General features: G+C 67.9%; 12 protein-coding genes. 4 read left to right on the top strand and 8 right to left on the bottom strand.

Annotated features, from left to right (window positions below):
* Positions 1-235: endonuclease domain-containing protein (locus FSV73_RS13720; RefSeq protein ID WP_260856077.1), on the top strand; the 235-nt coding region annotated here is incomplete at its 5' end.
* Here FSV73_RS13720 and FSV73_RS13715 read toward each other — a convergent pair.
* On the bottom strand, positions 222-2,186 hold the full coding sequence (locus FSV73_RS13715) for a DNA topoisomerase III (RefSeq protein ID WP_145008407.1): 1,965 nt from the start codon (positions 2,184-2,186) through the stop codon (positions 222-224). The two genes, FSV73_RS13720 and FSV73_RS13715, sit on opposite strands and share 14 nt — an antisense overlap.
* 243 nt (positions 2,187-2,429) lie before the next feature.
* Between FSV73_RS13715 and FSV73_RS13710 the strand changes: the two genes are divergently transcribed.
* Entirely contained in the window at positions 2,430-2,621 is a 192-nt protein-coding gene (locus FSV73_RS13710; RefSeq protein WP_145008406.1) for a hypothetical protein, read from the top strand.
* Positions 2,622-2,625: 4 nt separating this feature from the next.
* Here FSV73_RS13710 and FSV73_RS13705 read toward each other — a convergent pair whose 3' ends face one another.
* Complete coding sequence (locus tag FSV73_RS13705; RefSeq protein WP_145008405.1) at positions 2,626-3,546, bottom strand: LysR substrate-binding domain-containing protein; 921 nt, start codon at positions 3,544-3,546, stop codon at positions 2,626-2,628.
* Positions 3,547-3,702: 156 nt separating this feature from the next.
* Between FSV73_RS13705 and FSV73_RS13700 the strand changes: the two genes are divergently transcribed.
* Positions 3,703-4,317: a glutathione S-transferase gene (locus FSV73_RS13700; protein ID WP_145008404.1), complete on the top strand. Its 615-nt coding sequence runs from the start codon at positions 3,703-3,705 to the stop codon at positions 4,315-4,317.
* 89 nt (positions 4,318-4,406) lie between these two features.
* Here FSV73_RS13700 and gcvT read toward each other — a convergent pair whose 3' ends face one another.
* The 6 genes from gcvT to FSV73_RS13670 form a co-directional block, all read right to left on the bottom strand.
* Entirely contained in the window at positions 4,407-5,516 is a 1,110-nt protein-coding gene (gcvT, locus tag FSV73_RS13695; protein ID WP_145008403.1) for a glycine cleavage system aminomethyltransferase GcvT, read from the bottom strand.
* 234 nt (positions 5,517-5,750) lie between these two features.
* Positions 5,751-8,606, bottom strand: coding sequence for an aminomethyl-transferring glycine dehydrogenase (gene gcvP, locus FSV73_RS13690; RefSeq protein ID WP_145008402.1), 2,856 nt, complete (start codon positions 8,604-8,606; stop codon positions 5,751-5,753).
* A 7-nt stretch (positions 8,607-8,613) separates the two neighbouring features.
* Positions 8,614-8,982: a glycine cleavage system protein GcvH gene (gcvH, locus tag FSV73_RS13685; protein ID WP_145008401.1), complete on the bottom strand. Its 369-nt coding sequence runs from the start codon at positions 8,980-8,982 to the stop codon at positions 8,614-8,616.
* Positions 8,983-9,237: 255 nt separating this feature from the next.
* On the bottom strand, positions 9,238-10,392 hold the full coding sequence (locus FSV73_RS13680; protein WP_145008400.1) for a glutathionylspermidine synthase family protein: 1,155 nt from the start codon (positions 10,390-10,392) through the stop codon (positions 9,238-9,240).
* A 3-nt stretch (positions 10,393-10,395) separates the two neighbouring features.
* Positions 10,396-10,950: a DUF1190 domain-containing protein gene (locus FSV73_RS13675; RefSeq protein ID WP_145008399.1), complete on the bottom strand. Its 555-nt coding sequence runs from the start codon at positions 10,948-10,950 to the stop codon at positions 10,396-10,398.
* 9 nt (positions 10,951-10,959) lie between these two features.
* The gene (locus FSV73_RS13670) at positions 10,960-11,364 is read right to left on the bottom strand and encodes a DUF350 domain-containing protein (protein ID WP_260856076.1); all 405 of its coding nucleotides are present in this window, start codon (positions 11,362-11,364) and stop codon (positions 10,960-10,962) included.
* Positions 11,365-11,554: 190 nt separating this feature from the next.
* Here FSV73_RS13670 and poxB point away from each other — a divergent pair, with 190 nt between their 5' ends.
* A complete protein-coding gene (gene poxB / locus FSV73_RS13665) occupies positions 11,555-13,279 on the top strand; it encodes a ubiquinone-dependent pyruvate dehydrogenase (RefSeq protein ID WP_145008397.1) in 1,725 nt (574 codons plus the stop codon).
* The last annotated feature ends 9 nt before the right edge of the window (positions 13,280-13,288 follow it).

Here is a 13,288-nt window from a genome sequence, read left to right as displayed (position 1 = left end):
GTGTTGGTCGCGCTTCCAGAATTCCGGGAACGCCCCGGATGAACAACCTACTGAGAGATCACACCTAGTGATCGAACTGGACGGGGGCCAGCACCAGGGCAACGCGGCCGATCGCGAGCGTGATGCCTGGCTGCAAGCCCAAGGCTTCCGGGTTCTACGCTTCTGGAACCACGACGTCCTGACCCGGCTCGATGCCGTGCTCGAACGCCTCTACGTCACGCTCAGCCTGGCTTGACCCGCGGCTTGCGCGCCCGCGTCGGCGCGCTACCCGTCTTCGCCTTCGCCGTCGCTTTGCCCCCACCCGCACGCCGCTTCTTCTTCCAGGGCGCGCCCTTGCCTGCCGGTGGTGGGCCGCTGATGGTCAGGGTCAGGCCCAAGCAGCGCTCCACCTGCTTGCCCATCCAGGCCGATTGCTTGGCGACGAACTCCGCCAGGCTCAGCTCGCCCTCCTGCACCCTATCCAGCGCCTGCTCCCAGAGCGCCGTGGTGCCCGGATCGGCGATGGCGCGGGGGACGGCGTCGATCAGGCCGAAGGCGGCGGGCGTCGCCGCCAGGGCCTTGCCCTGCTTGACCAGGTAGCCGCGGTCCAGCAGTCCCTGGATGATCCCGGCCCGGGTCGCCTCGGTGCCGATGCCAGTGGTGTCCTTGAGCTTCTGCTTGAGCGCCGGGTCTTCCACCAGCTTGGCGACGTTCTTCATCGCCTTGATCAGGTCACCCTCGGTGAAGGGCTTGGGCGGCTGGGTCAGCTGATCCTTGCAGCGCACCTCGACCACCGGGTACTGCTCGCCTTCGCGCAACTCGGGCAGGGCCTGGGGCGGCAGCGCCTCGCGGCCCTTGGGCGGGGTCAGGGCTTCCGGCAGGGCGCGGCGCCAGCCCGGCTCCACCAGGCGCTTGCCGGTGGCGCGCAGGCGCTCGCCGCCGGCTTCGAAGTCGGCCTGGGTACGGTCGAATTCGTGCTGCGGCAGGAATTGCGCGAGGTAGCGCGCGCGGATCAGGCCATAGACGTTGCGTTCCTGCGGACTCAGCCGACCCAGGTCGCGCGCGGCCAGGGTGGGGATGATGCCGTGGTGGGCCCCGACCTTGGCGTCGTTCCAGGCACGCGAGCGGCGGCTGGCGTCCAGATGCTCGCGCAGCTGCGCGAGGCTCCCGTCGGCGCCCAGCAGCGCGGCGATCAGAGCGGGCGCCTCGGCGTGCTGGGACAGCGGCAGGTAGCCGCAATCGCTACGCGGATAGGTGACCAGCTTGTGGGTCTCGTAGAGCGCCTGGGCGATGTCCAGGGTCTGCTGGGCGCCCAGGTTGAGGCGCTTGGAGCAGACTTCCTGCAGGGTGCCCAGGTCGAAGGGCAAGGGCGCCGCCTCGCGGATGCGTTCGGTCTTGAGCTTGACCAGCCGCGCCTGTCCCGCGGCCTCGATGGCCTGCGCGGCGGCCTGGGCCACCTCCGGCTTGAGGCAGCGGCCCTGGTCGTCGCAGACGGTGTCCGGCGGTTGCCACTGGGCCTGGAAGCGGTTGCCCGCGGCGTCCAGGGTCGCCTCCACGGTCCAGAAGGGCACCGGCACGAAGGCGGCGATGGCGCGATCACGGTCCACCACCAGGCGCAGGGTCGGCGTCTGTACCCGGCCGACCGAGAGCACGCCCTGGTAGCCGGAGCGCCGCCCGAGCAGGGTGAACAGCCGACTCATGTTCATGCCGATCAGCCAGTCGGCCCGCGAGCGCCCCAATGCCGACTGGTACAGCCCATAGGTCTCGGCACCGGGCTTGAGCACCGCCAGCGCCCGGCGGATGGAGACGTCGTCCAGCGCCGACAGCCACAGCCGGCGAATTGGCCCGCGATAGCGGCAATGCTCCACCAGTTCGCGAGCGATCATCTCGCCTTCGCGGTCGGCGTCGGTGGCGATCACCAGCTCGCTGGCCTCGCCGAGCAGGCGCTTGACTGCCTTGAACTGGCTGCCGGTAGTCTTCTTGACCTGCAGCTTCCACTGCTCGGGGACGATGGGCAGGTCGTCCAGCGACCAGCGCTTGTAGCGAGCGTCATAGGCATCCGGCGGCGCCGTTTCCAGCAGGTGGCCGATGCACCAGGTGACGGTGACGCCCTGTCCCTGCAGGCAGCCCTCGCCGCGGCGGGTGGCACCGAGGACACGGGCGATGTCCTTGGCCTGGGAAGGTTTTTCGCAGAGATACAGCTGCATGGCGGGCGTCGCGCGAGAAGAATCGCCACAGGATGCAAAGCCTGGGCGACCCACGCAAGGACTAATCTGTATATCCGTACAGAAACCGGCATTGGCGCCAATTCGCCCAATGGGCCACAGCGCGCGCAGGACGTGGATCACAGCTTGAACGGCTGCTCGCGGGCACGCGGAATCTTGCCGGTGGGGGACAGTCCTTGGGCTACGGCACTTTCGCCGTTTGCAGCCGAGCTCGGGGAGGCGTCAATGAACACTGTAGCTATGGATCGCGCCAAGGCCGAGAGCACCGGCACCGGCAACCATGTCGACACCGCCAGCAGCCAGGCGCTGCGGGCCGCCATCAACACCATGAGACGCACCACCAGCCAGGTGCAGCGTATCAACGATCAACTCTGGGAAGTCTGGCCGGACGGCCGGCGCAAGCTGCTGCTGCGCTGACGTCTCACGCCCCGGCGTCCGGCCTGGGCGTCGGGGTATCCAGCGTGGCCAGGTAGCTCGCGACCTCGGCCTGGATCCAGGCGGTGAAGCGCTCCTGCTTTTCCGCCGACTCCGCCCGTTCCGGCCAGACCAGCCAGTAGGCATAGGGATAGGGCGCCACCACGGGGCTGAGCTGGACCAGCCGGCCTTCGTCCAGGGCGTCCTGCACCAGGCTGCGGCGTTCCAGCGCCAGGGTCTGGCCGAGCCGCAAGGCTTCCAGCACCAGGTTGGAATCGTTCATCGCCAGAACGCTATCGGTGCTGCGTTCCCCCGCCCCGGCGGCGGGCCCCCAATGACGCCAATTCTCCTCGGTACAGAGCAGCGGCTGATCCAGCGCCTCTCCCAGGCTGCGTGGCAACCGCCCGCCGTTGTAGCCGGGCGCCGCCACCAGCAGGACATCGTCCTGGAACAGCCGCAGCGCCGTCAGGCCATCCCAGTGCCCCTCGCCCATGCGCACCCCGATATCGACCATGCCCTGGCGCAGGTCCTGGAAGTCCAGGCTGGTCTGCAGACGGATGCGGTACTCCGGATGCAGGGCGCGAAAGCGCGGCAGCCGCGGTAGCAACCAATGAGCGGCGAAGGAGGGAAAGGTGGCGAACACCAGTTCGTTGCGCCGCGGCCGGGCCTGCAGCCGACGGGTCGCCTCCCCCAGGTCATCGAGCAGTTGGCGAACCTGTCCCGCATAGACGCGACCGTCGCCGGTGACCTCCAGGCCCCGCCCGCGACGCTCGAACAGCACCATGCCCAGCTGATGCTCCAGGCCCTTCACCTGCTGGCTGACCGCGGCGTGGGTGAGGTGCAATTCGGCCGCTGCCCGGGTGACGCTCCCCAGGCGTGACACCGCCTCGAAACAGCGCAGGGCATTCAGCGGCGGCACACGCGACATGTAAGCCTTCCTTACGAATCCGGTCAGATTTTCTCGCTGGTTGCATCTTCGCCGAAGCCGTAATGTCACGTCCAGAGCGGCATCCTCTGTGAAACACACAGACCGGGTGACGTTCCACGTGAAACAGGATTCACTCTTTCTGACAGGACGCCTCCCATGCAACTCATCGGCATGCTCGACTCGCCCTATGTGCGGCGGGTCGCGATCTCCCTTCGCCTGCTGGTTCTGCCCTTCGAACTGCGCCAGATCTCACTGTTTCGCGAAGTCGAGCGCTTTCGCAGCTTCAATCCGGTGCTCAAGGCACCCACGCTGATCTGTCTGGATGGTCAGCGCTTGATGGATTCGTCGCTGATTCTGGACTATGCCCAGCATCTCGCCTGCGGCAGTCGGCAGTTGCTGCCGAGCGGCCACGCGGCCCGGGCAACCGCCCTCAGTCGCAGCGGCCTGGCGCTGGCCCTGTCCGAGAAGGCGGTGCAGCTGGTGTACGAGCGTGACCTACGGCCGGAAGAGAAACGTCATGCGCCCTGGCAGCAGCGCGTGGAGGGGCAATTGCGCGCAGCCTGTGGCGCCCTCGACAAGGCCTGGCTGGGCCCGCGTCCGCCGCTGGCTGAAGACAGTATCGGTCAGGACGCCATCGACACGGCGGTGGCCTGGACCTTCCTGCACTTCGCCCTGCCGGGGCTGATCGACCGGCGTAACTACCCGACGCTGGAGGCGCTGGCCGCCGAGGCGGAGGCCCTGTCGGTGTTCCGGGATTATCCGCTGGTGTGAGGCGCTGTTGGGCTTCGCTGGCGCTCAACCCAACCTACGGGCCAGGCTTTCGTAGGTTGGGTTGAGCAACGCGAAGCCCAACGCTCAGGTCACCCGCGGTAATACCGCTGCGGCACGAAGGGCGTCTTGGCCACCTTGACCGGGACCTGCTTGCCGCGCACCACGGCGAACAACTCGGTATCCAGGGCGGCGAAGGCGCTGTCGACATAGCCCATGGCCACCGGCGCGCCCAGGGTCGGCCCAAAGCCGCCACTGGTGACACGGCCGATGCTGGCGCCATTGGCGTCCACCAGTTCCGCGCCCTCGCGCACCGGCACCCGCTCCTGCACCAGCAGGCCGACGCGCTTGCGGCTCACACCGTCGCGCTGCTCGGCGAAGATGCGCTCGGCGCCGGGGAAACCACCGGCGCGGCCGTTGCCTTCACGGCGGACCTTGGACAGTGCCCACCCCAGGTTGGCCATCACCGGCGTGGTGCCGGCGTCCATGTCGTGGCCATAGAGGCAGAGACCGGCTTCCAGGCGCAGGGAGTCACGGGCGCCCAGGCCGATGGCCTCGACTTCCGGTTCGGCCAGCAGGCGGCGGGCCAGGGCCTCGGCCGCGGCGCTGGGCACCGAGATCTCGTAGCCGTCTTCACCGGTGTAGCCGCTGCGGCTGACGATGCAGGGCTGGTCCAGTAGCTTCACGCGGCGGACCTGCATGAAGGTCATCTCGGCCACTTCCGGTGCCAGGCGCGCCAGCACCGCGGCGGCGGCCGGACCCTGCAAGGCCAGCAGGGCGCGATCGAATTGCGGCAGCACCTGGCAGCGATCGCCCAGATGCTTTTCCAGATGGGCGAGGTCGGCTTCCTTGCAGGCGGCATTGACCACCAGGTAGAGGCAATCGCCCAGGTTGGCGACCATGAGGTCGTCGAGGATGCCGCCGTTGTCGTCGGTCAGCAGGGCATAGCGCTGCATGCCGCTGGGCAGGTCGATGATGTCGACCGGCACCAGGGTCTCCAGGGCTTCGGCGGCGGCCTCGCCTTCGAGCAGCACCTGGCCCATGTGGGAGACGTCGAACAATCCGGCCTGGGCGCGGGTGTGCTGGTGCTCCTTGAGCACGCCGAGCGGGTATTGCACCGGCATCTCGTAGCCGGCGAAGGGCACCATGCGGGCGCCGAGTTCCAGGTGCAGCGCGTGCAGCGAAGTCTTGAGCAGGGACATGGTGGGGCTCCGTGTCGGGTGACTTTCCTGATTCCAGGCGCTGTTGCCAAAGGATCAGGAAGACGGTGATGTGGTTTTCCCTCACCCCAGCCCTCTCCCAGAGGGAGAGGGGGAAGTGCAGGTGTTCGGAATCTGGTCTCTCCTTGCCCTTCCTCACTACGCGTCGAGAGGAGGGGGTCGGGCTTTCCCTCACCCCAGCCCTCTCCCAGGGGGAGAGGGGCCGGGGGTGAGGGCTCAGGCCTCGCCGTAGGCTTCGATGGGCGGGCAGGAGCAGACCAGGTTGCGGTCGCCGTAGACGTTGTCGATACGCGCCACCGGCGGCCAGTACTTGCCGTCCACCAGGCTCGGCAGCGGGAACACCGCCTGCTCGCGGCTGTAGGGATGGGTCCACTCCCCGGCCAGTTCGCGCGCGGTGTGGGGCGCGTTCTTCAGCGGGTTGTCCTGGGGGTCCAGAGTGCCGGCTTCCAGGGCGCGGATCTCTTCGCGGATGGCGATCATGGCATCGCAGAATCTATCCAGTTCCTGCTTGGACTCGCTCTCGGTGGGCTCGATCATCAGGGTGCCGGCCACCGGGAAGGACATGGTCGGGGCATGGAAGCCGAAGTCGATCAGGCGCTTGGCCACGTCGTCCACGGTCACCCCACTGCTGTCCTTGAGCGGCCGCAGGTCGAGGATGCACTCGTGGGCCACCAGGCCGCTGGTGCCGGTGTAGAGCACCGGGTAGTGCTCTTCCAGGCGGCGGGCGATGTAGTTGGCGCTGAGGATGGCCACCTGGGAGGCACGGGTGAGGCCGGCGCTGCCCATCATCTTCAGGTACATCCAGGAGATCGGCAGGATGCTGGCGCTGCCGTAGGGCGCGGCGCAGACCGCACCTTCCTTGCGTTCCAGGTGGGCATGGCCGGGCAGGAAGGGCGCCAGGTGCGCTTTCACCCCGATGGGGCCGACACCCGGACCGCCGCCGCCATGGGGGATGCAGAAGGTCTTGTGCAGGTTGAGGTGGGAGACGTCGCCACCGAACTGACCCGGGGCGCAGAGACCGACCATGGCGTTCATGTTGGCGCCGTCGATATAGACCTGGCCGCCGTGGTCGTGGACCACCTGGCAGATCTCGCGGATGGCTTCCTCGAACACCCCGTGGGTGGACGGATAGGTGATCATCAGCGCGGCCAGACGGTCGCTGTGCTGCTCGGCCTTGGCGCGCAGGTCGTCGAGGTCGACGTTGCCGCGCTTGTCGCAGGCCACCACCACCACGCGCATGTCGACCATGCTGGCGGTAGCCGGATTAGTGCCATGGGCCGAGGCCGGGATCAGGCAGACGTCGCGCTCGCCCTGGCCGCGGCTCTGGTGATAGGCGCGGATGGCCAGCAGGCCGGCGTACTCGCCCTGGGAGCCGGCATTGGGCTGCAGGGAGACGGCGTCGTAGCCGGTGGCGGCGCAGAGCATGGCTTCCAGCTCGGTGGTGAGCTGGGCATAGCCCTGGGCCTGGTCGGCCGGGGCGAAGGGATGGATGGCGCCGAATTCGGCCCAGGTGACCGGGATCATCTCGCTGGCGGCGTTGAGCTTCATGGTGCAGGAACCCAGCGGGATCATGGTGCGATCCAGCGCCAGGTCCTTGTCCGCCAGCTTGCGCAGGTAGCGCATCAGCTCGGTCTCGGAGCGATAGCTGGCAAACACCGGATGGGTCAGGAAGGCCGACTGGCGCCGCAGCGCTTCCGGCACTTCCACACCGCTCACGTCACCCAGTTCGGCGACCTGGGGTGCGGCCTGGCCGTCGGCCAGGATCTCCAGCAGCGCCTGGACATCGGCTAGGGTGCTGGTCTCGTCGAGGGACACGCCCAAGGCTTCGGCGCTGACGTCGCGCAGGTTGTAGCCACGGGCGCGGGCGGCCTCGTGCAGGGCGGCGGTACGCTCACCGAACACCAGGGTCAGGGTGTCGAAGGCGGTGTGCTGGGTCTGGTGACCGATACGCTGCAGGCCGGCGGCCAGCAGGCCGGTGAGGCGCTGCACCCGGGTGGCGATGCGGGTCAGGCCTTCGGGGCCGTGGTAGACCGCATACATGCTGGCGATATTGGCCAGCAGCACCTGGGCGGTGCAGATGTTGCTGGTGGCCTTCTCGCGGCGGATGTGCTGCTCGCGGGTCTGCAGCGCCAGGCGATAGGCCGGGTTGCCGTGGCGGTCGATGGACACGCCGACGACGCGCCCGGGCATGTCGCGCTTGTACTTGTCTTGCGTCGCGAAGTAGGCCGCGTGGGGGCCGCCGAAGCCGAGCGGCACGCCGAAGCGCTGGGCGGTGCCGATGGCCACGTCCGCGCCCAGTTCGCCGGGCGGGGTGAGCAGGGTCAGGGCCAGCAGGTCGGCGGCCATGGCCACCAGGGCGCCGGCAGCCTGGAAGGCCTGGATGCTCTCGCGGTAGTCACGGATCTCGCCGGTGGTCATCGGGTACTGGAACAGCGCGCCGAAGAAGCGGCCGTGGTCTTCGATCTCGGTTTCCACGCCCACCACCACCTCGATGCCCAGGGGCTCGGCGCGGGTGCGCAGCACGTCCAGGGTCTGCGGGTGGCAGTGCACGGAGGCGAAGAAGGCGCTGGCCTTGTTCTTCGCCAGGCGCTTGCAGAAGGTCATGGCCTCGGCGGCGGCGGTGCCCTCGTCCAGCAGCGAGGCGTTGGCCACCGGCATGCCGGTGAGGTCGCCGATCAGCGTCTGGAAGTTGAGCAGGGCCTCCAGGCGACCCTGGGAGATCTCCGGCTGGTAGGGGGTATAGGCGGTGTACCAGGCCGGATTTTCCAACAGGTTGCGCAGGATCGGCGCCGGGGTGTGGGTATTGTAGTAGCCCTGGCCGATCAGGCTCTTGAGCAGCTGGTTCTTGCCGGCGATGGCGCGCAGCTCGGCCAGGGCGTCGGCCTCGGACAGTCCGGCGGGCAGGTCCAGCACGCTGGTGCCCTTGATGCTCTCGGGGATGACCCGGGCGGTCATGGCGTCCAGGGATTCGTAGCCGAGCAGGTCGAGCATGGCGATCTCGTCCAGCTCGCGCGGACCGATGTGGCGCGGGACGAATTCGTCGGCGGTGCTGAGGGTGTCGTGCAGCGACATGGCGGTCTTACCCCTTGATCAGTTGCTGATAGGCGGCTTCGTCGAGCAGGGCGGCGAAGGCTTCGGCATTGGCGGGCTGGAAGCGGAAGAACCAGCCGGCACTCAGCGGATCGCTGTTGATGGTCTCGGGCGCATCATTGAGTGCCTCGTTGATGGCCAGCACCTCGCCGTCCAGCGGCATGGTGATGTTGCTGGCGGCCTTGACCGATTCCAGCACCGCGACCTCATCGCCCTGGGCGTAGCTGCGCAGCTCCGGCAGTTGCACGAAGACCAGGTCGCCAAGCGAATCCTGAGCATAGTCGGTGATGCCGACGGTGATGCTGCCATCGGCTTCCTGACGCAGCCACTCGTGTTCTTCGGTAAAGCGCAGACCCATTGCCAGACTCCTGCGGACGTTTGTCCTGATGGATAGATGGGTCTCGTATTGCAAAGCCAGTGCCAGTAATAAAAGCCAGCTATTTCAGGGGTTTAAGCTCGACTCCCAAAGGCGTCTGTAGCGAAATCGATACGGATGTCAGCTAGCCCTTCACCAGCCGTAACGTTTTAGAAACAGAGTATCGATTTCATTACGGTATTAGCCTGGCTCTCGGGTCGGACAGCCAGGCTATAGGAGCCGGCGCCTCTACTCTCGTCAGTCGAGGATAAAATGCGGCAGGAAGCGCGAGCTGTCCTGAGTGATCAGCGAGCGATCCTCGCGGATGCCCAGGCCGCAGGCCCTATCACCCACCACCCAGCTACCCAGCACCGGGTAGTGGCCGGCGAAGCAAGGCAGTGGCTGGCAGGCCTGGCGAATGGTCGCCCCGCCATAGGGCCCGGCTACCGCTGCCCGGCGACCATCGCTGGCATGCAGGCTCACGTTGGCGCCCTCGCGGGAGAACAGCGGCTTGCGCACCCAGCCCGGTGGCAGCGTGGCACGAGGTCCGGTATCGAAAAAGGCCGGTAGCAGGTTGGGATGCCCCGGGTGCTGCTCCCAGAGCAGCGCCAGGATGCCCTTGTTGCTCAGCAGCGCCTTCCAGGGCGGCTCGACGAAGCGGGTACCGCTGGCCGGGATGGCCAAGCCAAAGGCGTCTTCCAGCAGGTGCTCCCAGGGGTAGAGCTTGAACAGGCTGAAGATGGAATGGCCCTGGAGGTCGACGAAGGTGCCCGAGCGCTCCAGGCCGATATCCTCGATGGCCAGGAAGCGGGCATCCAGCCCAGCCTGGATAGCGCAGTCGCGCAGGTAGTCGACGGTGCCGCGATCCTCCAGGGAGTCGCGTACCGCGGCCAGGTACAACGGCTGCGGCAGCCCCAGGTCGGCCAGGGTTTCGATCAGCCGCTCCTGGATCAGGTTGTACTGGTCGGCCGCAGCGGGCAGCCCGCCGCGTTCGCGCTGCTGTTCCAGCCACAGCCACTGGAAATAGGCCGCCTCGTAGAGCGAGGTGGGGGTGTCGTAGTTGAGTTCGAACAGCTTGGCCGGACCCTGGCCGCTGTAGCAGAAGTCCATCCGGCCATAGAGCGAGGGCTCGCGACGGCGCCAGCTGATGCGCAGGTGGTCCCAGAAGAAGCGTGGAATGTGCAGCCGCTCCAGCAGGTCCTCGCGCTCGACGATGAGATCCACCAGCGCCAGGCACAGCTGGTGCAGCTCGGCGGTGGGCGCCTCGACGTCGTCCTCGATCCGCCGCAGGCTGAAACGGTAGGCGGCGGTCTCGTCCCAATAGGGTTCGCCGTCGAAGGTATGGAAGGCGAAGCCCAGGGCCTCGGCCTGCTGGCGCCAGTCGGGGCGTTCGCTGAAGGAGATGCGCTGCATGGCCTAGCCGCCCTGGGAGCAGAGCGCCGAGGCCTTGAGCCCGAAGCCGCCGCGCTGGACCGCGGGCGCCGGCCTGATCCGGGTCAGGGCGGTGCTGACCAGCAGCGGCCCAGAGCGGCGCCCAACGTATTCGTTGCAGTTGCTGCGCAAATGGTCGTCACCCAGCGCCTGGTAGAGCGGCTCGCTGGGGAAGCGTTGCTCCAGCCAGTCCAGCCGCTGCCCCTGGGAACCGGTGGCGGTGACCGGCAGCGTACCCAGCAGGTAGCCGGCGAGCGGCGGCGCATAGGTGCCCGGGACCTGCTCGACCACCTGGCAGCGCCCGGCGCCGAAGTCGGCCTCGCAGTCGGCCTGGGCGCGGTAGCGGGGGGCGATCTGCCGGTGCAGGGCCAGCACCCGGGCGTATTCCTGCTCGCACAGCCCTGCCTTGAATACCCCGCCACTCTGACACTCGAGCGGGTGCCGATACAGATAGCCGGTCTCCGGTTTGTCGCTGCAACCGGTCACGATCAGCGGCGTGGCGCCCAGCAGTACCAGGCGCAGGCCCTTGCTGCGTTTCATCGTGCCCCCTCAACCGGTGATGGCGGCGGCGTTGAGCACGCCCACGGCCAGGGCGAAGCAGGCGGCGAGGATGCCACTGGCCATTTCGTTCGCCGCCAGGCGCTTCGGTAATCCGGGAAGCCCCAGGCGCAGGAGCTGGAAAGCCAGCAACTGGGTAACCAGGGCGATGAGCGCCCAGATCAGGAAGTCGGTCAGGCTCACCGCGACCCGCATGGCACCTGCCAGCGGCAGCACGAAGCCGAGCAGGCTGCCACCGAAGGCCAGGGCCGCGGCAGGCACGTCGGCACGGATCAACTGCCATTCACGATGCGGCGTGAGCCAGGCATAGAGCACGCAGAACAGCCCGAGCAGGGCCAGCGATAGCAGCAGGTAGAGCAGAAAGGCGGGAAAGCCGCTGAGGTAGGCGGACAGCACGGAGACGCTCCTTGTCGATGCAAGCCGGCCGCGATTATCGCCGTAGCGGACGGAGTCGGGCCGACCGTTCGCCCGGCGAAACGGCGAGGCGGTCGCGAACTTCCACCCCGCTTCGCCGGCCCAAGAGAGCACAACAAGACCTCTGCCAAGCGGCTCTGCCCTCCCCCACCCCTTGCCTGGAGTCTCTGTCATGGCTGTGAAAACCGTTGCCGATCTGCTCGTCGCCACCCTCGAAGCCGCTGGTGTGGACACCATCTGGGGCCTGCCGGGCGATTCGCTCAACGGCCTCACCGAAAGCCTGCGCAGCCGGGGACGCATCCGCTGGCGCGGCGTGCGTCACGAAGAGGCCGCCGCCTTCGCCGCCAGCGCGGCCGCCGATACCAGCGGGCGCCTGGCGGTCTGCGCCGGCTCCTGCGGTCCGGGCAACCTGCACCTGATCAATGGCCTGTTCGACGCCCAGCGCAGCGGCGCGCCGGTACTGGCCATCGCTGCTCAGATTCCCTCCAGCGAGATCGGCCTCGGCTACTTCCAGGAGACCCACCCGGAACGCCTGTTCCGCGACTGCAGCGACTTCTGCGAGGTGGTCTCCCACCCCGAGCAACTGCCGCGCATCCTCGAGACCGCCATGCGCTCGGCCATCCTCAACCGCTCGGTGTCGGTGGTGGTGATTCCCGGCGACGTGGCGCTGGCCGAGGCGCCGATCAAGGAGGTCCAGTGGAGCGAGCCGGTACGCCCGGTAGTGGTACCGCCGGACGCCGAACTGGACGCCCTGGCCGAGCTGCTGGCCGGCGAGAAGCGCATCACCCTGCTCTGCGGCGCCGGCTGCGCCGGTGCCCATGCCCAGGTAGTGGCCCTGGCCGAGCGGCTGCAGGCGCCGGTGGTCCACGCCCTGCGCGGCAAGGCCCATATCGAGTATGCCAACCCCTATGGCGTGGGCATGACCGGGCTGATCGGCTTTTCCTCCGGCTATCACGCGCTCAAGGAATGCGACCTGCTGCTGATGCTGGGCAGCAACTTCCCCTATCGCAACTTCTTTCCGGACCATGGCCGGGTGGTGCAGATCGACGTACGCGGGGCTCATCTGGGCGTGCGTACCCCGCTGCTCAAGGGCCTGGTAGGGGACGTCCGCGCCACCCTCGACGCCCTGCTGCCGAAACTCCAGCCCAACAGCCACAGCCGCTTCCTGGAAAAGGCCCAGCAGCACTACCGCAAGACCCGCGCCGAATTGGACGACCTGGCCACCGCCACCGCCGATGGCGAGCCGCTGCATCCGCAGTACCTCACTACTCGCGTCAGCGAACTGGCCGCGGCGGACGCCCTCTTCACCTGCGATGTCGGCACCCCCACGGTCTGGGCGGCGCGCTACCTGGCGATGAACTTCGAGCGCAAGCTGGCCGGCTCCTTCACCCACGGCTCCATGGCCAACGCCCTGCCCCAGGCCATGGGCCTGCAGGCGGCCTATCCCGGCCGCCAGGTGGTGGCCCTGGCCGGCGATGGCGGCCTGTCCATGCTGCTGGGTGAGCTGGCGACCCTGGCCAGCGAGCAGCTGCCGGTCAAGGTCATCGTCTACGACAATGCCACCCTGGGCTTCGTCGCCATGGAGATGAAGGCCGCCGGAATGCTCGACGAGACCACCGATCTCGCCGCCGTCGACTTCGCCCAGGTCGCCGAAGCCTGCGGCGTGCGCGGCTGGAAGGTGGAGTCGGCGAGCCTGCTGGACGCCACCCTGGAAGAGGCCTTCGCCCATCCCGGCCCGGCGCTGGTGGACGTGCGCATCGCCAAGCAGGAATTGTCGCTGCCGCCGAAGATCCAGGCCGCCCAGGCCAAGGGCTTCAGCCTCTATATGCTGCGCGCGGTGATGAGCGGCCGTGGCAGCGAGGTGATGGACCTGGCCAAGACCAACGTGCTGCGCTGAGGCGACCGT

This window comes from Pseudomonas oryzihabitans (assembly GCF_007665395.1).
GTDB classification, from domain to species: domain Bacteria; phylum Pseudomonadota; class Gammaproteobacteria; order Pseudomonadales; family Pseudomonadaceae; genus Chryseomonas; species Chryseomonas psychrotolerans_C.
Note: the sequence above shows the minus strand (reverse complement) of the source record. Positions and strands in the feature narration are given on the sequence as shown.